The sequence below is a fragment of the Spongiactinospora sp. TRM90649 genome (genome assembly GCF_029382225.1).
In the GTDB taxonomy this organism is placed as follows: Bacteria; Actinomycetota; Actinomycetes; order Streptosporangiales; family Streptosporangiaceae; genus Spongiactinospora.
In genome coordinates, this window is the sequence record NZ_JARLTC010000049.1 from 16025 (window position 1) to 37750 (window position 21726).

Sequence of the window (21726 nt, forward strand, 5' to 3'; positions counted from 1 at the left end):
GGGGCTGCGGGGGCTTGAGCCGGGGCGTTGAGTCGGTTCATGGTGCTGGCCCCGTCCCGGTTTCGGGACCTGACGGAGGGCGTCAGCGGTGAATCAGCGCGAGTACTACCGGCCGGTCAAGTCAGGCGTCTCCACCCGCGATGTCATGGTGTGGCGGCGTGTCTTTGCGGGTCGGGGGGATCAGGTTGCCCCGGCGCGGCATCTGGTGCGGACGCTGCTGGGTGACACAAACCGTGGCGATGACGCGGAGTGGGTGGCAGCGGAGTTGATCAGCAACGCGCTGCTCTACAGCCGGTCGGGTAGGCCGCGCGGGTTCTTTGTGGTCGAGGTACGGCGGGATTCGCGCATCGCGCGGATCGCCGTCCGGGACCTCGGCGGTGGCGGCGTTCCGCGGCTTACTCCCTCGTGGCAGGTGCTGGGCGGTGAGCTGGACGAGCACGGGTACGGCCTGCGTGGCGTCGGCGAGCTGGCTGCCGCGGTCGGGGTGGACGGAGACCCGAACGCCGGGCATGAGGTCTGGGCGGAACTCGGCTTGGAGTGCTCTGACGTGCAAGCCGCTTCCCCGCATAAGGATTGACCACCAATCGCTGATGCGTTCGCTGTGGCGTTGTGTGTCGCGTTCGGAGTCGCGGTTAAGAGCGCATCGATGGTAATAGCGATTCCTTGCATGTCGTGGCGCTTCGGATCGATGCGTTGGGGCTCCCGACTCGCCTGAGGGCGACGTGTGAATATGTGGCGGCCCGTACGAATGCAGGTCCTTTTCAATTTGCCGTCGTGGTGCTCGCCGTACGCAACTTTCCCTGCTCGGATGGTCGGCCTCACTGCTTCGCGCGGCGGGTGCCGGCGGCGTGCGAGCTGCTCGCTGCCCTGTCGGCTCGGCCTCGTCGAGTCGTTGGCCGAGCTGCATTGAAAAACGGCTCGCCCCCCTCGCTCGCCCTATTCGAGAAGAAATGAGTATCCGGCTGGGCGAATGTGGTGGCGTCAGGTAAGCCTCTCCAGCCGTCGTGGTGACTAAAAATATCGTGTCACCGCTTGAGTTAACCGCCGGAGGCGAGCAATGGTCGAGCTCCAACAAAACGCGGCCCGCCGAAACCGGCCGGGACGCAACCGGAAAGGAGCCTTACCCGATGACGATTCACGCGGACACGGCCGCCACGGTCCCCGACACCGCAGCGACCCCGTCGCCGGACACCGACACCACCGCCGCGCCGAACGACCGGCAGGAGGCCATGTGGGCGGCGCTGATGGCCAACCCGGGAGCCTCGGCGACCATCCTCGGCGCGGAGGCCGGGATCAGCCGGATCACCGCCAGCAAGATCCTCAAGCAGTTCGAGGGCGACGGCCGGGCCACGCGGACGCCGGGCGGTCACGACGGGCGCGGCCGTACGCCGGATTGCTGGCACCCCGCCGACACCGCAGTGTCCGCGCCAGCCGATGACGGTGAGCACACCGGCGAGTCGCCCGAGGAGCCGGATGAGATCGCTCCGGCAGCGGAGAACGGCGTGCCGGAGCCGGAGCAGGACGACCACGCCGAGCCGCAGGGTGACGAACCTGCGGACACGCCGGAGGCCGACGCGGACAGCGAATCCGACGGCGAGCCGGACGAGCCGGATGCCGAGGAGGACCCGGCCCGCAGTCAGGCCCGTAGCGAACTCCTCGAACTGGCCGATCTGATCATCGGCACGGTGACCGCCATGGAGACCGATGAGGCGATCATCGCCCTGGGCCGGTTGGAGATGTTCATGGCCAAGGCCCCCCAGGTGCACCGCAACGCCCGCGCCCTGCTGACCGGCACCTCCGCCCCCGGCCGTACGGCCAGCCGCACCGCACCCGCCACAACGGCGGCCACCGGTGGCGCGGTCCGGCCCGGCCAGCTCCGGGACCGGGTCCTGGAGCACCTGACCCAGCACGCGGGCAAGGACTTCACTCCCTACGAGATCGGCCGCGTTCTGGACAGCTCCTCCGGCGCGGTCGCCAACGCCCTGGACCGGCTGGTCAGCCTCGGTCAGGCCGAGCTGACCTGTGAGCGTCCCCGCCGGTTCTCCCTCGCGTCCTGACCCCGAAGCCCGCCGTACCGGGCCGACGGAGGCCCGGTACGGCCCGCCCACCCAACCTGCATGGAGGTAATCGTCATGGCTCACGAGCTTGAAGTCTTCGCCGACGGATCCGCCGCGTTCGCCGCCGCCGTCAAGCCCGGCTGGCACCGGCTCGGCTACACCGCGCCCGGCCCGATGACCGCCGGGGAACTGCTCACCCACGCCCAGCTCGCCGACTGGAACGTCCGTAAGGTCCCCGTCGGGCAGGTCACCGACCCCGACACCGGCCAGCCGGTGACCGCCGACGAGGACTTCCTGATCGTCCGCACCAACCCCGGCACCGGGCAGCCCGAACGGCTCGGCATGGTCGGCAAGGACTACAAGATCGTCCAGAACGAGGAGGTCGCCGACTTCCTGCAGACCCTCGTGGACGAGTCCGGCGCGGTCTTCGACACCGGCGGCTCGCTGCACAGCGGACGCCGGGTGTTCGTCACCATGCGCCTGCCCGAGCCGCTCATGGTCGGCGGGTTCGACCAGGTCGATCTGTACCTGGCCGCGTTCTCCCGGCACGACGGCTGGGGGTCCTTCACCACCGTCGCCACCCCGGTCCGCGTGGTCTGCGCCAACACCGAACGCGCCGCGCTACGCAACAACGCCGCCATGTTCAAAGTCCGCCACACCGGCCACATCGCCGGGCGCATCGCCGAGGCCCGCGACGCGCTACGGCTGACCTGGCGGCACGGCCAGGCGTTCGCCGTCGAGGCCGAGAAGCTGCTGGCCACCCCGATGGACCTCCAGGAGTTCCGCCAGTTCGCCGCCACGCTGCACCCGCTCAGCCCGGACGCCAAGGACCTCACCCGCCGCAACCACGAGCTGGCGATGCGGGAACTGGAGTGGCTGTTCACTTCCGCCCCCACCAACGAGCCCATCCGGGGCACCCGCTGGGCCGCCTACAACGCGGTCACCGAGCGGCTCGACCACCGTAGCCCGGTGATCGGGCGGCGCGAGGCCGCGATCGTCCGCGCCGAGCGGGCTCTGCTCGACGACCACGCCAACACCAAGATCAAGGGCCGCGCCTTCTATCTGCTCGCCGCCTGACCGTCCCGGCACGCACGAAAGAGAGAAGGCGCATGGGTTACCTCGAAGACCTCGCCAGCGATCATCACGCCAAAGCCGGTGAGGAGTGGGCCACCGCGATCACCCGGCTCACCTACCTCGCCGACGAAGGACAGGACTTCACCGCAGAAGAGATCTCCCGCGCCGCCGTCGCTCAGTACGCCTACGGCTGGTGGCGGGCGGTGTCGGAACTGATCGGCACCGAGTGCCACGGCGAGCTGTTCACCCAAGCCATGAACCAGGCCCGCCGTCAGGCCGCCCAGCGGTTCCTCACCGCCACTCGGAAACTCGCCGACGCCCTCGCCGACATCGAAAGGAACTGACCGTGATCCCACCATGTGAGGTCCCTTGCACCCTGAAACTCCACACCCAGCGGGTGATCGAGTCCGCCACCCGAGCGCACGGCGCAGCCGCCGCCGAGCTCACCTTCCGCGTTGACAGAGGGCACCTGCTGTCCGCCGGGTCCATGTACGGCACCGCCTACGGCCGCGCCCTGTGCACCTGGTGGGCCACAGTCATCACGCAGATCGGCACCGACGAGATCGCCACCGACCACGCCCTGCGCCGGGTACGCGCCTGGGCCCGGCAGTACCTCACCTCCGAGCCAGGTTCCGCTTTGCCCGGCACCTTGTTCGACCACGCCATCGCGCATGCCTCCCGGGCCGCCGCCCGGGACTTCCTGACCGCCACCGGCGAGCTGCTCACCCTGCACGCCTTCCCTCATGAGGAGGCCAAGTGACCGTCTCGGCCGAAGAGGGCTCGGAGGTGGAGGTGTTCCAGCTCCTGGCATGGCGCTGGAACGTCACAGCCGCCAAAGGCTACGCGGCGGGCCGCGCACCGAACGGCGCGCTCGCGGCGGCCAGTTGGGCGGGGCTGCTGTCCCTGATCGCCATTGACCGCGACCACGCCGCCACGGTCGACGTGTCCGAGCCCGTGATCGCCGTCCCGGTGCCCGACGACGGCGGGCCGCTCGTCATCGACGGCTGGCACCGCATCCACCAGGCCCTGGCCACCGGAACCGAACGGCTGCCGGTCATCCTGCTCACCGCCGAGGAGGAGCGGGCCTGCCGCATCCACGGCGGCGAGAAGGGCTACGGCTGGCGGTAGACCGCGCCCGGTGGCGTAGGAGGATTGCCCCGGTTCGTGCACATCACGTGTACGGCCGGGGCACACCTCCTGCACCACCGGTCCGGCCGTACCGGAACCTGCCTTAAGGGCTGCCGTTCGGAGCTGTGATCGTGTGGACGGCTTTGCTTCGGTGAATCCCCTGCCGATCAGGTGCTTCTGCCCCGACGGTGTCGGGCCCGGGAGGCGGAGATGGTGGGGTGGTGCTTGCTCTTGAGCCCCACACCCGCCCCGAGGCCTACCGAATGGCTCTCACTGGAAACCGGGCGAGAACTCCGTATCCGGTGCCGGAAGCGAACCGGCCGTGCCAGAGTGATTCACGTGATCCCCGCGCACGTCCCCGACAAGCCACCGCTCACCTACGCCGACAGCTTCGACGTACCGGTCCTTTTCCGTGACAGGCCTGCGAAGAACCCTAGGAGGCAGTTGCGGACGGCCAAGCACAAGCCGTGGGCGGGGATGGGTGGATTTCCGGCGACCAACGGCTGGTACGTCTCGACCACCACCTGGCGGGAGATCATCAAGGCCGCCATCGAGGTCGGCCGCGACGTCACTCCGCACTTGCGGAATCAGCCGCAGTACGCGCACGGGGAACTCGTCGCCCGGGTTTCCCCGCTGTATGCCTATCTTGGCATGCACCCCGTCAAGCCTCGGCACCCCGTACGAGGCACCACGGACCGGCGCCTGACTCTGAACCCGGTGTACGAGTACGGCACCGAGCGCAGCGCGAAGAACGCGGCCGCCTACCGGCTGGGTATGACGATGGCCGAGTGGGCCTGCCGCTCACTGCTGGGCCTCGGACAGACCGAGCACCTCGAATTCGGCGGCCCGATCCCCGCCCTGCGCAACACGTTCAAGAACCCGAAGAATAGGTTGCCCGACCTGTGGGGGCAGCACCAGGCAGAGGGCCTGTGCTGGCTGATCGAGGCCAAGGGGGGCGACGTGGGCCTCAGCAAACTCCGCGAGGGGTGGGAGCAACTGGCCGCCGGCAGCAAGGTTCTCGGCTCGTACGCCCACCGCACCGTCCTGGTTGGAGCGTCCGTGCGGCCCGGAGATGACCTCTTCCTCACCATCGACCACGATCTGCACCCTCGACGAGCGCCGCGTACCCCGGCCGGATTCGACATCGACGACGAGTCAGCGGTCGGACCCGGCGGTCTCGAAGACCGTCTCGCTGACAGCGACGACGCGCTCATCGGCGCGGCCCGCGCCCAAATGCTCACCTACCTAGCGCTGCGCTCGGCTGCCTTCTCACAACTGCGCACCGTGCTCATTCCCGCCGACAGCGCGTCCCGCCATCGGCGCTCTGGGCTGATCACACCCTTGGAAAGCGACGACCTCACCCGCGCCCTTCGGGCTGAGGCCCGCACAGAGGCGAACTACTACGCTGACCGGCGCACCCTGCGTACCAGGCTTCGTTCCATGGGCCTCGACGACTTCCTCACCTGCCGCATCCTCGGAACCGGGGTTCACCTCGGCATGTCCCGGCAGCTGTTCGCCGCCTGCGAGCGTCTCCACGAGGAGGACCTCGCGATCGCCCAGCGCATCCCTGGGCTGCGCGCCGAGGACCAGCTGGCCGATGACCAGGAACTCGGGGACGACGCTCAGGAAGAACAGCGATTTACCGAGCGGCGGATCCTGCGCGAGCGGGAGGAGGAAGCCCGCCCCCGGCTGCACTTCCTGCTCCGCCAGGCCTACGTTCAGGGAGCGACAAGGGAATGGAGTGATCTGTTGCATCGTCCTGAGGAGCCAGAACTAGATCTGGCAGGCGACGAGGGGCTCCTCGAGGCGGCGACGCCGGAGACGTACCTGACCGTCAGCCGCTACGACCTGCCCCCCGCACGTGCCTGGCTTTAGGGCTCGCGGGAGGCCTGCGGGCTGCGCGTCTGCGATGCGCATCTGATCACCCGGCCGAGGCCAGCGTTCGGCGAGCGGTTTCGACGGCGAACCGGGCCGGGTCGAACTCCTGCGCGCTCTCCAGACCGGCCCAGTGGACATATTCGTCGTGCTCGTGGTGGTCGGGATCGGCCAGCACCAGACGGAAGTATGCGTAGCCTCCGATGCCGCCGACGTCCTCTGGAGGGCAAGCGCCCACCCCGTCCACCAGCACCGGGTAACGGACACCTTCCTCCGCGGCGAGGATCTCCTCCAGCACGATGTCATGCCGCCAGCTGTCACCCAGGTCGTACTCGTACTCCATGGCTGCCCCGACCTGTGCGAGCACCTCCGCCAGCGAGGTCTTCTTCTCGTCCACAACGTCCAGATCCCACTCGGGTGACGGTTCGCCGTACAGGACACCTCCCACCGTGAACAGGTGGAGATGACGGCCCTCCCAGCCCATCGCCGCGACCAGGATGTCGTGCAGCCTGTCGATCGTGATCCCGGGTGAGACGAGCAGGCGCCGCCAGATCACGGGATCCGCACTCTCCGGGAGCGTCACCCGGATCTGATAGATCGGCTCTCCCGGTGCGGCCTCACCCAGGCCGCGCCGTACGACGTTCACCGCTACCGGGGACAGGGTCGCCGTCTCCTCCGTGAGTTCCACCGCATCCAGCCGTACCAAGACGGCCAGCAGTCGATCGATGTCCTGGTCGGCCATCCGCCGCTGCGCTTCCGGGTTGCGCATCTCGTAGTACGGCGACGCGATCTCCCAGGCCAGTTCCCGCAGATTCGCAACCGACACGGGCCCGCCGTACAACCTGCGCAGCAGTGCCGGCCAGATGAGCGTGAACTCCTCGCCGACCAGGGACGCGTACCAGTGGCTCCTGGGGAAGAGCGCGTCGCTCATCTTCCCCAACGCCGTGAACGACGCCTCCCACAACCGCTCCGAGTCCATCAGCAGTGGCACTGCCTTCTTCACCGGCAGCAGCCGCCCCTTGACCACCCGGACCAGTCCGACCGCCTTGGCCCATTCCACGATCAGGTTCAATCCGGGCAGTTCGGTGCTGCTCTTCGTCCGGAACACCCGATCGCCGATCTTCGGGTCGATCTCGTCGCCGGTCTCCAGCAGTGCCACCAGCGTCCGCGCATCCGATAGCGTCAGTTTTCCCGTCTGAGTCAGCTTCCGGCCTGCGCCCACCCATTCGGTAAACGCCCGCAACTCCTCCTGCACGGCATTCAGGGTATGACCGAGTCTGGCCTCAGCCGCACGCGCCGCGCGAACGAGTCCTTCCTGTCCCATCACGAGACCGCCATTCGCGATCTAGACCCCTGCGTCGCGTTGCCGTTCGAGCCGGTCGCGCAGCGCGGATATCGGCAGCGAGCCTTCCGGGGTATCGACTCGCCAGAACTCCCAGCCGTTCTGCTGGTGGCCGGTCAGCGCGCGGGCCGGTCCGGACAGCGTCGGCCAGTTCTTCTCCCTGAACCGGATCGTGCCGTCCGCGTTGATCGCGGCTCGCTCGGTGTGCTTGCGGGACTTCGGGATCAGCGCCGCGCCGGGGCTCAGCAGTTCGGCCGAGAGCAGGTCAGAGACCTCGATGGAGCTTCGCCGCTTCGCCACCGGTTCGCTCTTCGCGGGCTCCGGCGCTGGAGGTGTCGGAACGTCGTCAACCAGTTCACGGTGGCTGAGCTCGTGCCCGAGGAGGCGCAGGCAGGCGAGGATGGGCGGAATGTAGATCCGCATGCTGGCCTGGTCGTGCGCCGAGATGGTGAGGTCGCGGGGACGGTTGCGGTTGTTCAGCCGGACCGTGTCGGCACCCGCCAGGATGTCGTAGAGGTGGCCTTCCAGCCATCCGGCCTGCCCGGTGTGGAAGCCGTCGTCGCTGGAGTTCCGGCGCACCAGGACCGCGCGGTACCAGTGCTCACGCTTGTGCAGGTGGGAGCGGAGGCGGGCGCGCAGGTCACCGGGGGCGGCCATGCCGACGTAGGCACCCCACCGGCCCAGCGCGTCCGGGCGGTCGAGCAGGAAGTAGACCCCGGCCGCCTGCCAGCTCCGGTCGAGTTTCCCGGCGAGGTCGCGCTCGACCACCGCCATTCGCAGTCCCGGATACTCGAAGACGACCTCGATCAGCCCCTCCAAGCCATCCGGCATGAGCACCCTGAACGGCGACTTCTCAATGCTCAGTTCCATCCGGGCCCCCTCCTTTCCCGGACAAGTATCGATCAGAAGCCGCTCAGTATTCGGCGATCGCCGAAGAGCCGCCAACAGGCCGGGTGAAACCGACCAGGTCTGAGCGTCGGTAAGACGCGACCTTGACGACGTCTCCGCTGGCGGGTGCGTTGATCATCTGGCTACCGCCGATCACGATCCCGACGTGGCCGGGCCCGTCCGCCTCCATGCGGAAGAAGACCAGATCGCCCGGCTGTTCCCGCCCAGCCCGTATGCCCCGGCCATGCCGCCACTGGTCGGCCGCGACGCGCGGAATCACGATCCCCGCCGCCTGGTACGCGCGCATGGTGAGCCCTGAGCAGTCGAAGGAGCCGGGCCCCTCGGCTCCCCATACATACGGCTTCCCGAGCTGCGCGTGAGCGTAGGCGACCACGGCGGCGGCCCGATCGCCCGCGATCAGCGGTACGCACGAACCGGTGAGCGCATCGACGGTCCGCTGCGCGAGCGGTTCCCACCGGGCGTACGCATCCGGGAAGGCCGAGCGCTGGACGGCCTGCGCCGCCTCGGTCAGCGGCAGCCGCTCCCACCGGGGGACACGGAGAAGACGCTCGTAGAACCGGTTGGCGGCGAAGCCGGGTTCAAGGATCTGCTCGGGGGTGCCCCACCCCTGGGAGGGCCGCTGCTGGAACAACCCCAGCGAGTCGAGGTGGCCGTGCGTGATGTTGCGGAGCTGGGATTCCTGCATGGCGGTGGCCAGCGCGATGACGGCCGCCCGGGACGGCAGGCGGAGCCGGACGGCGGTCTGGACGATGAGCGCGGCGTTACGCGTCTGCTCGCCGTCCAGGCCGGTCACCGGAAGGCAGTGCGCCGGGCTTTCGAGGCCGCCGCCGAGAACGCCTGCGGTCGCCCCGATGATGGCCACCATGAGCAGGACGAAGAGGGCCGCACCGGCCACGGCGTAGGTCACCGCGAGTGCCGGGCGGACGGCGGCGTGAGATGCGGCCAGGCGTCCGCGAGCTCGGCCAGCGCCAGCCGGTCACCCCGGGAGTCGGCGGGTAGCCACACCCGCCCTGCCGGTCCGCCGCCGAGCGTCGTCTGTACGGCGGTGGCCACCGGCACCTCGGCGCCCGCGATGAGCTCGCGCAGGTGCGCCTCCCGGGCGGCGCTCGGGAGCCAGAGCAGCACGGGCGTGACGATGTGCGTCGCCTCGGCGAGCCCGGCGTAGTCGGCCAGCTTGCCCGCGACCTTCGCCAGCGGTTCGGAGCCGGTGTCGTGCTCCAGGAAGAAGTCCACCTCCCGGCCGCCTTCCGCCCAGCGGCCGTAGGCGTCGGGACGGGCCAGGTCCCCCCAGAGCTTGGCGCAGCGCCGTTCCGACCACCAGGCGAGCACCCGCGCGCCGCTCGCACCGGTTCGCGCGTGATGATGCAACTCGGTGAAGAAGTCGTTGACGCCGACCTGGTGACCCAGCCGCGTGGACAGGCAGATGGCGAGGGAGCTGTCGGGGCTGTAGCCGAGGTCGCTGAGCGTGCCGCCCTGCTTGATGGCGAGGACGGCGGCTCCTGCGCGGCCGAGCACCCAGTGCGAGGGAGCCGACCCGCCGCCGTAGGGCACCCAGGGGCGGAACCTGGTCACGGCGTTGAGCAGGTGCAGGGTACGCAACCGCCGCCGGGTGGGCTGCGGGAGGGTGAAGAAGATGCGCTGGATCTGATGCGTCGTCAACACCCGGTGCTGGTGCAGGTGGGCCAGGATGTCGTAGTCGCGCGGTGTGAGGCGGCCGGACAGCTCGGCCAGCGCGGCGCGGTCGAAGCGCGGCTGGCGGTTCGGTGTCATGTGCGATCTCCCCCATCGGTGAGTGCGGCTCGCGGGTCCCTTTCTGTGGCGATGCGGCCTGCCCGCCTGCGAGCGGGCGCGGGCGGCTCGGGATGCGAGAAGCGTTCGCGGGATGCCTGCCGTACTGCTTCTTCTCGGCCGGGCGTGGCCGGCGGGAGGGGACGCGTCCGCAAGGTGAAGGCGGGAGTTTGCCGACCAGCGACGATGAGCCGGGCGGTGGCCTGGTAGGCGCCCAGGTGGGTGAGGTCGTGCGGGGCGATCAGGGGTGCGGTGTGCGCCTTGAGGTCGTGGGCGTCCCTGGGCGAGACGGCGAAGTAGATCTTGTTTCGGGCGTCCGCCGACAGGGCTTCCCGCAGGTCGGCGGGAAGCTGGTCCAGGTGCTGGTGGGCGAGCACGAGCGACAGGCGGTAGCCGCGCGCTTCGGCGAGTACGTCGTTGATGTGGCCGGGCAAGTTCAGGAAGTTCTGGCACTCGTCGATGTAGCAAGCGGCGTCCGGCCGGTCGCCGGGGGCGAGTACGGCTCGGCGGGTCGCGGCCTGCCAGGTGTGCGCCAGCAGGATCGAACCGAGCAGCCGGGCGGCGTCGTCACCGAGGATGCCCTTGGGCAGGCGGGCCAGGACGAGCCCGCCCTCGCTGAGCAGCCGCCCGATCGGCACAGTGGTGGCGGGACTGGTCAGCGCGTGGCGGACGAACGGCCGGAGCAGTACGGCACGCAGCTTGTTCATCACCGGCCCGATCACCGTGGCCTGCCCCGCCGGGGTGAGCGCCTGGTAGGCGTCCCAGAACCCGGCCAGGAGCTCGTCATCCAGCCGGGCCGTGATCCGGGCGCGGTAGGCGGAGTCGGTGAGCAGCCGTGGCACGTCGGCGAGCGTGGCGCGCTGACCGAGCACCCTGGTGAGCGTCAGGCACGTCGAGCGGAGCAGGTCGTCCACCCGCGGCCCCCAGGCGGAGGCGAAGCATCGGTGAAAGATGGTGACGACGGAGTCGACCGCGAAGGCGGGGTTAGGACCGGCCAGCACGTTGATCGCGGGTGGCCGGGCCGGGTCCTGCGGGTCGAAGACCGCAGTTCTGCCGATCACGCGTTCCGGGAGCCGGGCGAGGATGTCGGTGATGAGGTCGCCCTTCGGGTCGATCACCAGGGCCCCTCGGCCCGCTTCGGCGTCGGCGAGCACCATGCTCGCCAGCAGCGTTGATTTGCCGACCCCGGTGCCGCCGAGCACGTGGACGTGGTGCCGGGCGTCCGCCACCGGCAGCGCGACGGGCCGCCGGTGGCCGCCGTCGGCGTCCCCCAGGACCCGCACGGGTCCAGCGCCCGGCCCGTGCGGGACGTCCGGCGACGGGGCCACAGGGCGCGCTCCGGCGCGCGTGACGCCCGGGGCGTCGGGGTCCCAGGGCAGGTGGGCGAGCGCGGCCAACTCGGCAACCGAAAGCAGGTAGCCACCGTCCAACCGGCGCGAGCCGATCAGCGAGCCCGGGCGGAGCGCGCGCCGACGGCGGAGGTACTGGTGGCCGGAGGTGAACAGCGCGAAGGTTCCGGCCAGAGTGTGGGCCTGGCCGCGTAGCCAGGCCGATGCCGTGTCGTGCCGCGCGGTGGTGGCGACGGCGTAGCGGATGGCGACCACGTAGCGGGGCTGGGCCGCCTTGGCGAGGATGGCGCGCACCTGCTCGGCCCGCTCGGGGTACATCCGGGCCAGCTCGCCAGGGTTAGCGTGACCGGACACCGGCGCCAGCTCGTCCAGGAGCTGCCCGATCGGGCTGCCGCTCCGGGCGCCTCGCAGGGTTGCCGCCGCTCGGTGCGCGTGCCGTAGCCGCCTGCCGGTGGTGGGCCTGGCCAGGATCTGCACGGCGGCGTGCTCGCCGTCGCGCAGGCCGTTCATCGCGGCGAGGAGCGAGCGCACCGGGTCGGCCTGGTGGTCGGTCTTGAGCGGGAAGTGCTCGGCACGGCCCGGCACCATCCGGCCTCCCGCAATGTTCGTCGCCGGAGGAAACGGGGTGGCGGCCTGCGTGGTCACCGTCGTGCCGGGCCACGCCGCCAGGATGGCCTTCTCCACCAGGCCCTGTGGCACGCCGCCGGGAACCCAGATCCGGATGCGGACGCCGTACTGGTCGGCGACGTACTCCCAGGCCAGGTGCGGTTGCCCGGCGAGGAACCGCTTCCACCGGGGGCGGAGCAGCCCGGCCAACTGGCTCCACAGCATGACCGCGCCGCCGGGATCGGACTGGGGCGGGCAGGCGATCTCGACGAGCCGCGCACCGGACGCGAAACGGGTATGCCGTAGCCACCCGGCGAGGTAGCGCACCAGGGCGACCGTCGCGAAGAGAGCCGCCACGAGCAAGCCGTATTCCGGTAGCTCCCCGAGGCCGTTCACAGCGGGTCCCCGTCACCCACGTCGTACGGTTCGGCCTCATCCGCCTCGATGCGGGCCAGCTCCGCCGGATCGCTCGTGATCAGCTCCGCCTCGGAGGCGGAGGCGACCACCCGGAAGCCGGTACGGCTGGCCGGCCCGGCCACCATGAGCGCCTCACCCTGCTCCGCGGTCAGCAGGAACTGCCGCTCGCCCTCCGACAGGTCGAAGGCGTCGCCGACCGTGCCGATCGCCTGCGGCGCCTGACGGAGCAGGATCTGACCGGCCGCGTTCGCCACGATGGCCTGCCCCAGCTCCGAGCCGAGCAGATCGGCGGCGTCCTGGGTGACGACGGCCAGCCCCGCCCAGTGCTTGCGGGCCGCCTTCGCCATCCGGAACAGAAACCGCGCCCCCTCGGCCTCGCGCATCAGCAACCATGCCTCATCCACGACGACCAGCCGCTTCTTCCGGTTGCGCGGGTTGGCGACCTGCCGCCAGACCGCGTCCAGCGCCAGCAGCACGCCCACCGGCTTGATCTCGTCGGCCAGGTCGCGCAGCGAGAACACGATCAGATGACCGGCTGGCGTGGTGGTGGTCGGCCCGTCGAACAGCTCGCGATGGGAGCCGTTCACATAGGGGGCGAGCTGCGTGGCCAGTTCCTTACCGTCCCGGCACTTGGCCAGCGTGCCGACCAGGTCGCCGAGCAGCGGCGCGGCCCTGCTCCACGTGGCGGGGTCGCGGGTGATGCCCGCTGCGGCGTAGGTGCCGATGATCGCGGCATCGAGTACGGCACGCGCCTGCGGCCCGATCGGCGTGCCGAGCATGGTGGCGATCAGCGTGTGCAGAAACAGTGCCCGCCGGGCGAGCACGTCGTCCTTCGGGCCTTGGCCGACGGGGAGGTCGAACGGGTTCCACCGCACGCCCGCTGCGCCGAGCCGCAGGTAGGAGCCGCCGACCGCGCGGGCCAGCCGGGCGTACTCGTCCTCGGGATCCACTACGGCGACCTCGACGCCGTGGTAGAGCAGACGCAGGGCTTCGAGCTTGGTGAAGAAGCTCTTGCCGGCTCCCGACCGGGCCAGTACGACGGAGTTGTGGTTGTCCTGGGCGAACCGGTCCCACAGCACCACCCCGGACGAGGTCATGCCGTACAGCACCGCCGTGTCACCGGCAGGCACGGCCAGGTCCGGGGAGGTGAACGGGAAGGCCGCGGAGAGCGCGGCGGTGTCGAAGCTCCGAGTCATGCCCACGGCGTCGCACCCGAGAGGCAGGCAGGTCACCCAGCCCTGCATGGCGCGGAAGGTGGTCGGCTGCGCATCCAGCAACAGTGAGGCGGCGAGCGCCCGCACCCGTTCCACCTCGGCGTCGAGCTCCGCCGCCGTGGCGGCGTGGACGGTCAGGTACAGGCCCACCTTGAACAGGCGGCCATGGCCGCGCGCCAGGCCGGCCGCCAGCTCGGTGGCGTCGTCGGCGGCGGCCTCGGTGACGAAGTCGAGCAGCCGCCCATGCTCGGCGTCGGCGCGGCTGGCCGACTCCAGCCGGGCGAGCCGACGGCGCAGCCGCATGGCCGCGACCATCTGCGGGACCGGCTCGATGTGCAGGGAGACGTCGAGCCTGCCCGGATAGGTGAGCAGCGGCTCAAGCCAGCCCGCATGCACCTCGTACGGGTAGCCGGTCACGGCGAAGGAGGCGGCCATCCCGTTAGGCAGGCCGAGCGCCCGCGCGCCGACCTCCACGGAACCGGGTTCCGCCAGCCCGGTGTGCTGTTTCATCAAGCCTCCCGGGCACTGATCAGCTCATCGGTTCCGGCCGGGTGCCACCCGCCCGGATCGAGGCACTCCGTGAGCGCCTGCCGTGCCTGCTCGACGTCCAGCACGCGCACGTGGACGCCGAGCGCGCCCAGCGCCCGCGCGGTTTCGGCGGCCCGGCGCAGAACCACCGGCGCAGCCGCGTCCCGCCGTACGGCCCGGCGGCCCGCGGCCTGCTCTCGAAGGACGATGAGGACCTGGCGGGACAGCAGGTCCGCCGATTGCGCGAGCTCGGTAAGAAACGCCGCGTGCTCGGCCGCCGCCTGGGCCAGAGCCGGATGCGGGAGGGTGTCGGCCTGCCGCTCGACACCGGCGATCAGCGGGCTCAGGTCGACCGGGCGGGTCCGCACGAGGATCTGCACGGGCGCTTCCAGCGAGTTCAGCCAGCGCCCGAACGCCCCGACCAGGGACGCCTGCTCGTCCGCCGTACGCAGATGAAATGACAGGGTGGACGCCTCTACCAGCACCGCCACCCCGCCCTCGGCCAGCTCCAGCACTCCATCGGCGCGTCCGGCACGGACCGGGAGCCGCAGCGGAGCGGGCAGCTTCCCGCGAACGCGGCACCACCGGGGCGGCGCGACCACGGGCGCCGCCACCAGCCTCTTCGGCGAGCGTGCGAACAGCAGCGCGGCCAGGGCGAAGCGGTCCAGCGTCAGCCCGTCCCGGCGTCCCAGCGCGACCGCCACCCCGGCGGCCACCGGCGGCAGCAGCAGCCCGGCGAGCACGACCACCGGGAGCAGCTTGTGGAAGGCGTAGTAGAGGCCCGCCGCGACGGCTCCGGTGGCGGCGATGACGGCGAGCTGGCGTACCGTCAGCCCGAAAGCTATGCGGTCGGGCTGATCCACGTCGGACGGAATCCGCGCGATGAGCGGGTCGTTCATCGTCCCTCCCCTCGCGGCCTGCGGCGCGGCGGCGGGTCGAGCCGCAACTGCAACTGGCGCGGCCGGGCGGGGCGGGTCGGCATGCCCGGCAGCCGGTCCTGCGCGTACGGCGGGCGCGGCCTGATCCAGGGCGTGTCCGCAGGTGGCGGCGCGGCGCTGGCGGGTGGACGCGCAACGCGGGTCACCGGGAACGGCAGCGCCAGCTGGCGGTCACGGGACGCTTTCGGGATACCGAGAGGAAGCTCCAGTTGCCGGGCCTTCTGGACTGACGTGCTTGCGGGCTTCTTCGGCATCACCGGGTTCCTCCTTCCAGGGGCAGGCCGTACAGCGGTGCCCGCCGAGCCGGGCCGGCTACGTCCTCCTCGGAAGCGGCCGACCGCCCCGAGGGTCTTGTAGATGATCAGCGCCTTGACCACGCGGGTGAGCAGGGTCGGGTGCGCCTGCCGCCAGATGGACCGGGCGACCCAGCCGGGAATCTTGATCAGCACGTAGAAGAGCCCGATCAGCACCAGGACGTCGACCGCCCGGCTGATGGTCGGCTGTACCACTGACATCGCCGCTTGCCCTGGCTGCAGGGCGAAAGCGCCCGGAGCGTCGGTGAGGAAGACCTTGAAACCGAGGATGAGCACGAGGGCCTGTAGAACCTGGATGGCCAGCACGCCCGTGATGGCCCGCCACCACAGCTTCGCCACGCCCTCGGTCTGCGGCAGCGCATGGCAGAGCAGCGCGAGCGGCGCCGCGATGATCAGGAAGAGCAGCAGCGCGATCCGTACGACGGCGATGAAGGCCAGGATGATCCCCATCAGCACGGCCACGCCCGCCATGAGCACCAGGAACAGCACCGTGCCCTCGGGATCGGCGACGAGCGCGCCGACCTGCCCGGCGAGCAGGTTGCCCGCCCGCCTGCCGTCCACGCCGCTGCCAAGGAGGGCTCCGACCAGCGCGTTACAGAACTCGACGGCGTGCTGGCAGAGGATGAGCGAGGTGTTGAGCGCGATGGTCGCGACCACCAGCCGTGGCGCGACCTCTTTGACCGCGGTCGAGGTCTGCACGCTTCCGTGTGCCATCACGATCAGGCCACCGGCCAGCACGAAGAGCACCAGGAGCGCGTTGGCCACCAGTTGCACGTGACCGGACAGCTCCTGAACGCGCGACAGCATCGACGGCGGCGGCGAGGACAGCAGGGTGTGCCCGACCATGACGAAGGCAGGCTCGATCGCACCCACGACGAGCGAGGTGAACCAGCCGTCCACCGCTTCGTTGATCTTGCATCCGAAGTCCAGCCAGTCACAGCTCGGCGCGGGGCTGGGCACCGCTACGCGCCCACGATGCTCTTGAGGATGTTCACCAGCAGTGGCGCGAGAGCGGCGATGCCATACCCGAGCGCGGCATAGCGGAGCGTCTTCTTGGCGGCCTCCACCTCGCCGGGGTCGCCCCCGGCGAGGATGTATCGGACTCCGCCAACGGTCAGGAACAGGGTGGCCAGGGCGACCAGCAACCCCACGATGACCTTGCGCAGATTGTCGACTACCTGGTTCAGAGTGGCCGGTACGGCGAGCGTCGTGGCGCTGCGGGCGATGCCGACCTCAAGGAGCGTGCCGAGCCCGATAGCGGCGACCACGATCATGGCGATAAGGGCGAGCTTGAGGCGGGATGACATTGCCACCTCCTTTGATCGTCGAACGTGTGGAGGTGAGGAGCAGCGGCGGAGGCACCATCCCGCCGGGCGTGTTGGGCGTCCTCCTTCGAGGTGCGAGCTACCGGTGGTGACAGGGACCGGTGGCCGATGCGTCCCCGGCGGGATCGGTGCCGTCCGCGCTGCTCTTCATCTGCGGAAAGACTTGGAAACGGGCGATGGGTGGGACAGCGGCGGTCGCGGATTTTGCTCAGCCATGGCCCGGCTGATCGCCGGTCAGGTCTCCCGCGATGAGTGCCTGGCGGAGGCGGTTCTCTGCGCGCTGACGGCGCTTGAGCACGGCGCAGTAGAGCAGCCCGTGGCGGCGGCAGTACGCGCTGAGCGGCACGCCCTCCAGCCGTGTCGCGCCGATCAGTTCCGCGGCCTCGGCGCTGATGATCCCCTGGCGTACGGCCTCGGCCAGCAGCAGATCGGCGTTGCCCGCGGGGTAGGTGAGGCTGCGGTCCTCGACCGGATCGGGGTCGGCCAGCAACTGCGGCCGTTCGGCGGCGCGGGCACGCAGGACGGCGTAACGGGTCAGCCGGGACAGCCGTAGAACCGGGTGACTCCAGGTCAGATTCACGCGGTCCAGCGCGTCCATGAAGCAGGCCAGCACGTCGGCTTCGAGTTCCTCGCGGTCGGTCGTGTCGAGGGACCTGGTGAGAGAGCGCAGCATCGGCATGGCAAGCGCCGTAATCGCGATGGTCCAGTCACCCCGGTGGGTTCTGGCTTGGCAGATCAGGTGCCGCCAGATCTCGTCGCGGCTGGTTCGCGAGCAGGACGGGTGGAGCAGGATCGCGCGGAGCTCGTCGAGCGGGACGGGGCGTGCGGGCAGGCCCAAGCCGAGCGCCTCTCCGTCGATGCTGATCGGCTGGGGCATTCGGGTCAGGAGGGTGAAGGCTCTCTCAGCGACGTCCAGCGGCAGCGTGGAAGTCTGGGCCTTCGGATACTTGAGGGTGACCGAGTTGATCGTGCCGGTGGTGGAAGCGATGTGCGACATGGCAGCTCCCGAGGTGATCGGTCGATTGCTGCCTGTGTGCCAGCGGTGTCCCGCAAGATCGGGACATGATCGGTACGGACCTCGGCACGGGTAAGAGGTCGCCAAAGACTGTGGAATGCATCGATACATGCTTTGACCTGCGGCAACCCCCGCTGAGCGGTCAACCGGACTTCTCGTGCCGGCCTGGTCATGGCTGCCGGATGGTGTTCTGGATAGCGCTGACCTGCATAAACGCAGATCATCCCGATTCAACAGGTCAAGTTTCCACCAAGCTGCCCGCCGGTCTCAGGTGCGTTGGAAGACCTCGTCTCGAGGTGTCCGATCTTGTGGTCCGTGGCCAGTATTTCTCAGGGTGACAGGGATCAGGTGGCCGGTGTGATCGGGCCACGTCATCGTGACAGCACCTTCGCGTTCCAGATACGGAGTTTCGCGGCATCTGCCGTTGAGTGTGTGGCAGGCCGCCGCCGACCGGGAGTCGAAGCACGGTTGCCCACACCCCTGCTGCGTCCCGGTCAGTCATGCGCTGGCGCATCACCTGCTGACCGCCTGTGCGCGGCCGGGAGATCTAGTCGTCGACATCGACGCCGCCGACCACGTGGTCGTCTCCACCGCGCTGAAGCTCGGTTGCCATGCCGTCGGCACCTTCGGCGACGCGGTTGCGGCGGAGGCCGCGCGCCGGGCGGTCGGCCCGGTCGATCCTGGGGAGCTGGATTTGCGTGTCACCGGGCCTGCCGGTCCCGGTGCGGGACTCGCCGATCTGTACGGCACAGCGGCCACGGTCGTAGCGAAGCAGACCTGCCGTACCCGAGTGACGGACCAGCTCCCTCACTTGAGCGGGCTGTTGAGACCGGGCGGTCACCTCGCCGTCGTCGCTGGACTGCACCAGAAGGGGCGCAGGGTGATCGATCCAGCTCCGCAGATCATCATCTGCGCCAAAGCGAACGGGCTGATCTACCTACAGCACGTCGTGGCACTTCAGATTCCTCTTCGCCGTGCCGAGGAGCCCGCTCCGCCGTACTCGCGGGGCGAGGTTATGAGTAGACGTGCGCACAGCGATGTGCTGATCTTCACCAGGTCTGCGCTGGGCGGTGAGCGATGACATCGACTTCTTCGGTGTGGCCGACCGGGCAGCAGCCGTCGCGGGCGCAGCGGCAGGGCCGGTACGTGCCGGAGTCGATGAAGCATCCGGGAAAGATGCTGCCCGCAATCGCGGCCAGGGCGGTCGCCGCGTTCACCCGGCCGGGGGACCTGGTGGTCGATCCGATGTGCGGGATCGGCACCACTCTGGTCGAGGCGGTTCACCTGGGCCGGGACGCGGTGGGGGTGGAGTTCGAGTACGGCTGGGCCGCGCTCGCGGTGGCCAATCTCGCGCTCGCCCGCAGCCAGGACGCGATAGGGACCGGACGGGTGATCGCCGGTGATGCCCGGCGGATCACCCAGCTCCTGCCGGAGGCGGCCGGGCGGGCGGCGCTGGTGCTGACGTCGCCGCCGTACGGCCCGGCCACACACGGGCACGTCCGCTCCACCCGCGACAGCGGCGAGCCGGGCATCCGCAAGTCGAACCACCGCTACTCCCGCGACCGCGCCAACCTGGCCCACCAGAGCCTTCCCGCACTGCTGGACGGGTTCGCCGGCATTCTCGCTGGGAGCGCGCGGCTGCTGCGGCCGGACGGGATCGTGGCGGTGACAGTACGGCCCTTCCGGCATCGCGGCGAGCTGGTCGACCTGCCCGGACACGTCATCGAGGTCGGGCAGCGGGCGGGGCTCGTCCTCGCCGACCGGGTGGTGTGCCTGCTGTGCGGGCTGGGGGACGGCAGGCTGCTGAACCGGGCCTCGTTCTTCCAGCTGCATGAGGCGCGTAAGGCGTGGGCGCGCGGCATCCCGATCCACGCGGTCGCGCACGAGGACCTGCTGGTCTTCCGGTGCCCCCCGATGCCCGCGGACGGTGTCGCTTGACCTGCGGTACGAAGGCGGGCGTCGATACCACCCCCGCGCGACGGGTTCGTCGATTCCCAACCTGGAGGTGATTCGTGGCGAAGCACGTTACGGCAGCGGCGGATCTGGACCGCCTTCCGCCGGTACTGGATCTGCTCACGGCCGGGCGGCTGCTCGGTATGGGCCGTACCAAGGCCTACCGGTTGGCCCGGTCTGGGGAGTTCCCGTGCCGGGTGCTGCGGATCGGCGGGCGCTATGCCGTACCGGCGCGCGGGGTGCGATCACTGCTGGGGTACGACGGGTCGGAAGGATGAGGGGCCAGTGGCCATCTACAAGAATTGTTCCTGCCGCGATGAGGAGAGCGGACGGCGGCTCGGCAAGAGCTGCCCGAAGCTCCACGGACGCGGGAGCCAGCGCTGGAGCACCACCCACGGGCGGTGGGCCTACCAGCTGGAGCTGCCCCCGCACGCCGACGGGCGACGCCGTAACCCGCTGCGGCGCAGCGGGTTCCCCACCCTGGCCGACGCCGAGGCCGAACTCGACCACGCCTGCGGCCTGCTCGCCTTGGACGCCGATCCCGGGGTCAGGCGGCAGATCACCGAGCTGATGCTGGCCACGCTCAAGGCCACCAGGCAACTGCCGCCGGTGGAGGAGGTACGCCGCAAGGTCCGCACCGGCCAGGACCTGAACCGGCAGATCACCGTGGGGGAGTGGCTGGGGGAGTTCCTGAAACGCAAGCGGCGCATCGATGAGACCACCCGCCGCCTGTACGCGACGCACATTCGGCTCTACCTGGATCCCTACCTGGGCGGTATCCGGCTGGACCGGTTGCGGGTCTCCGACGTGGCCGGGATGTTCGACGCGATCGAGGAGTTCAACGACGTCATCACCGCCGCCCGCGCGAGCGGCGACCCGGAGCAACTGGCGGGGGTGAAGTACCGGCGTCCGGTCGGGGCGCGGACCATGCACAGTATCCGCGCGACGCTGCGGCACGCCCTCAACATCGCGATCAAGCAGGACCGGCTGCTCGACTTCAACCCCGCCGCCGTGGTCGAGCTGCCGGTGGCCGTACGGCCCAGGCCGGTGGTGTGGAGCGAGGAACGCGTCACCCAGTGGCACGCCGACCACGCCCGCCACCTCGCTACGCAGGACGGGCGCAGCGCTTTGGCGGCCTACATCTCCGCGCCGCGCCCGTCGCCGGTGATGGTGTGGACACCGGTCCAGACCTCGGCATTCCTCGACCACGCCCGGAGTCACCGGCTGTTCGCGCTGTTCCGGCTGATCGCCCTACGTGGCCTGCGGCGGGGTGAGGCGGTCGGGCTGCGCTGGCGGGATGTGAACGCCGCTGCGGGTGTGATCGGCGTGCACTGGCAGATCACCCAGCTCGGCTGGACCCCGATCCAGGGCAAGCCGAAGACCGACGCCAGCGACCGCACCATCGCGGTGGACGCCGAGACGCTGGCGGCGCTCCAGGCCCACCGCGCCCGGCAGGCGAGGGAACGGCTGGCGCTGGGGGAGGACTGGATCGACACTGGTTTCGCCTTTACCGACGAACTTGGCCGTCCCCTGCACCCGCAGTATGTGACCGATCAGTTCTACCTACTGGTGTACGAGGCGGGCCTGCCGCCGATCCGGCTGCACGACCTGCGCCACGGAGCGGCGTCGCTGATGCTGGCGGCCGGGGTGGAGTTGAAGGTGGTGCAGGAGACCTTGGGGCATGTGTCTTCGACGTTCACCCGGGACACCTACACCAGTGTCTTCCCCGAGGTGGCCGCGGCCGCCGCCGAGTCCACTGCGGCACTGGTGAGCAGCAGCAGACGGCCCTCCGGGCCAAGGCGACTGAGAGTGGTATGGCCAGGGCTCACTGGCAGGTAGCGGTCTCTCACAATGGCAGATTCAACCAGCAATGCAGCCCGTCCTGAAAAGGTAG

21 protein-coding genes are annotated in these 21726 nt (G+C 70.0%); 11 read left to right on the forward strand and 10 right to left on the reverse strand.

Going from position 1 to position 21726, the window contains the following annotated elements:
* Positions 1-88: 88 nt before the first annotated feature.
* The 7 genes from P3X83_RS39905 (at position 89) to P3X83_RS39935 (ending at position 6134) form a co-directional block, all read left to right on the forward strand.
* Positions 89-577, forward strand: coding sequence for an ATP-binding protein (locus P3X83_RS39905; RefSeq protein ID WP_277310607.1), 489 nt, complete (start codon positions 89-91; stop codon positions 575-577).
* Positions 578-1127: 550 nt separating this feature from the next.
* Positions 1128-2057 (forward strand): hypothetical protein, encoded by a 930-nt coding sequence (locus P3X83_RS39910; RefSeq protein ID WP_277310608.1) that lies wholly within the window; start codon positions 1128-1130, stop codon positions 2055-2057.
* Positions 2058-2132: 75 nt separating this feature from the next.
* Complete coding sequence (locus P3X83_RS39915; RefSeq protein ID WP_277310609.1) at positions 2133-3134, forward strand: DUF932 domain-containing protein; 1002 nt, start codon at positions 2133-2135, stop codon at positions 3132-3134.
* A 32-nt stretch (positions 3135-3166) separates the two neighbouring features.
* Positions 3167-3475, forward strand: coding sequence for a hypothetical protein (locus P3X83_RS39920; protein WP_277310610.1), 309 nt, complete (start codon positions 3167-3169; stop codon positions 3473-3475).
* Between the two features lie 2 nt (positions 3476-3477).
* Positions 3478-3891, forward strand: coding sequence for a hypothetical protein (locus P3X83_RS39925; protein WP_277310611.1), 414 nt, complete (start codon positions 3478-3480; stop codon positions 3889-3891).
* Positions 3888-4259 carry a hypothetical protein gene (locus P3X83_RS39930; protein WP_277310612.1) on the forward strand — a complete coding sequence of 124 codons (372 nt, stop codon included), beginning with the start codon at positions 3888-3890 and terminating at the stop codon, positions 4257-4259. The genes P3X83_RS39925 and P3X83_RS39930 overlap by 4 nt, the downstream gene beginning before the upstream one ends.
* A gap of 339 nt (positions 4260-4598) precedes the next feature.
* On the forward strand, positions 4599-6134 hold the full coding sequence (locus P3X83_RS39935; protein ID WP_277310613.1) for a hypothetical protein: 1536 nt from the start codon (positions 4599-4601) through the stop codon (positions 6132-6134).
* A 46-nt stretch (positions 6135-6180) separates the two neighbouring features.
* On the opposite strand, the gene P3X83_RS39940 is transcribed toward P3X83_RS39935, so the two are convergent.
* From P3X83_RS39940 to P3X83_RS39985, 10 genes are all read right to left on the reverse strand, one after another.
* Entirely contained in the window at positions 6181-7293 is a 1113-nt protein-coding gene (locus P3X83_RS39940) for a plasmid pRiA4b ORF-3 family protein (protein ID WP_277310614.1), read from the reverse strand.
* A gap of 186 nt (positions 7294-7479) precedes the next feature.
* Positions 7480-8346, reverse strand: coding sequence for a hypothetical protein (locus P3X83_RS39945; RefSeq protein ID WP_277310615.1), 867 nt, complete (start codon positions 8344-8346; stop codon positions 7480-7482).
* Between the two features lie 43 nt (positions 8347-8389).
* Positions 8390-9292, reverse strand: a complete 903-nt coding sequence (locus P3X83_RS39950; protein ID WP_277310616.1) for a C40 family peptidase — start codon at positions 9290-9292, stop codon at positions 8390-8392.
* Complete coding sequence (locus P3X83_RS39955) at positions 9289-10155, reverse strand: replication-relaxation family protein (protein WP_277310617.1); 867 nt, start codon at positions 10153-10155, stop codon at positions 9289-9291. Before P3X83_RS39955 ends, P3X83_RS39950 begins: the two co-directional genes overlap by 4 nt.
* Positions 10152-12485 (reverse strand): type IV secretion system DNA-binding domain-containing protein, encoded by a 2334-nt coding sequence (locus P3X83_RS39960; protein WP_277310618.1) that lies wholly within the window; start codon positions 12483-12485, stop codon positions 10152-10154. Before P3X83_RS39960 ends, P3X83_RS39955 begins: the two co-directional genes overlap by 4 nt.
* A 35-nt stretch (positions 12486-12520) precedes the next feature.
* A complete protein-coding gene (locus P3X83_RS39965; RefSeq protein ID WP_277310619.1) occupies positions 12521-14269 on the reverse strand; it encodes an ATP-binding protein in 1749 nt (582 codons plus the stop codon).
* Positions 14269-15186: a PrgI family protein gene (locus P3X83_RS39970; RefSeq protein WP_277310621.1), complete on the reverse strand. Its 918-nt coding sequence runs from the start codon at positions 15184-15186 to the stop codon at positions 14269-14271. Before P3X83_RS39970 ends, P3X83_RS39965 begins: the two co-directional genes overlap by 1 nt.
* Positions 15183-16499 (reverse strand): type IV secretion system protein, encoded by a 1317-nt coding sequence (locus tag P3X83_RS39975; protein ID WP_277310622.1) that lies wholly within the window; start codon positions 16497-16499, stop codon positions 15183-15185. The genes P3X83_RS39970 and P3X83_RS39975 overlap by 4 nt, the downstream gene beginning before the upstream one ends.
* Positions 16500-16501: 2 nt before the next feature.
* Entirely contained in the window at positions 16502-16846 is a 345-nt protein-coding gene (locus P3X83_RS39980; RefSeq protein WP_277310623.1) for a pilin, read from the reverse strand.
* A 226-nt stretch (positions 16847-17072) separates the two neighbouring features.
* On the reverse strand, positions 17073-17861 hold the full coding sequence (locus P3X83_RS39985) for a hypothetical protein (protein WP_277310624.1): 789 nt from the start codon (positions 17859-17861) through the stop codon (positions 17073-17075).
* A gap of 448 nt (positions 17862-18309) precedes the next feature.
* On the opposite strand from P3X83_RS39985, the gene P3X83_RS39990 reads away from it, so the two are divergent.
* From P3X83_RS39990 to P3X83_RS40005, 4 genes are all read left to right on the forward strand, one after another.
* Complete coding sequence (locus tag P3X83_RS39990; RefSeq protein ID WP_277310625.1) at positions 18310-18960, forward strand: hypothetical protein; 651 nt, start codon at positions 18310-18312, stop codon at positions 18958-18960.
* Entirely contained in the window at positions 18957-19817 is an 861-nt protein-coding gene (locus P3X83_RS39995; RefSeq protein WP_277310626.1) for a DNA methyltransferase, read from the forward strand. The genes P3X83_RS39990 and P3X83_RS39995 overlap by 4 nt, the downstream gene beginning before the upstream one ends.
* A gap of 74 nt (positions 19818-19891) precedes the next feature.
* Positions 19892-20110, forward strand: coding sequence for a helix-turn-helix domain-containing protein (locus tag P3X83_RS40000; RefSeq protein ID WP_277310628.1), 219 nt, complete (start codon positions 19892-19894; stop codon positions 20108-20110).
* A gap of 7 nt (positions 20111-20117) precedes the next feature.
* Positions 20118-21671, forward strand: coding sequence for a tyrosine-type recombinase/integrase (locus P3X83_RS40005; RefSeq protein WP_277310630.1), 1554 nt, complete (start codon positions 20118-20120; stop codon positions 21669-21671).
* The last annotated feature ends 55 nt before the right edge of the window (positions 21672-21726 follow it).

Bases quoted from the DNA above. Each gene is read 5' to 3' on its own strand.
- P3X83_RS39910 (WP_277310608.1), top strand. From the start codon at position 1,128: ATGACGATTCACGCGGACACGGCCGCCACGGTCCCCGACACCGCAGCG.
- P3X83_RS39915 (WP_277310609.1), top strand. From the start codon at position 2,133: ATGGCTCACGAGCTTGAAGTCTTCGCCGACGGATCCGCCGCGTTCGCC.
- P3X83_RS39920 (WP_277310610.1), top strand. From the start codon at position 3,167: ATGGGTTACCTCGAAGACCTCGCCAGCGATCATCACGCCAAAGCCGGT.
- P3X83_RS39945 (WP_277310615.1), bottom strand. From the start codon at position 8,346: ATGGAACTGAGCATTGAGAAGTCGCCGTTCAGGGTGCTCATGCCGGAT.
- P3X83_RS39955 (WP_277310617.1), bottom strand. From the start codon at position 10,155: ATGACACCGAACCGCCAGCCGCGCTTCGACCGCGCCGCGCTGGCCGAG.
- P3X83_RS39965 (WP_277310619.1), bottom strand. From the start codon at position 14,269: ATGAAACAGCACACCGGGCTGGCGGAACCCGGTTCCGTGGAGGTCGGC.
- P3X83_RS39970 (WP_277310621.1), bottom strand. From the start codon at position 15,186: ATGAACGACCCGCTCATCGCGCGGATTCCGTCCGACGTGGATCAGCCC.
- P3X83_RS39980 (WP_277310623.1), bottom strand. From the start codon at position 16,846: ATGTCATCCCGCCTCAAGCTCGCCCTTATCGCCATGATCGTGGTCGCC.
- P3X83_RS39985 (WP_277310624.1), bottom strand. From the start codon at position 17,861: ATGTCGCACATCGCTTCCACCACCGGCACGATCAACTCGGTCACCCTC.
- P3X83_RS39995 (WP_277310626.1), top strand. From the start codon at position 18,957: ATGACATCGACTTCTTCGGTGTGGCCGACCGGGCAGCAGCCGTCGCGG.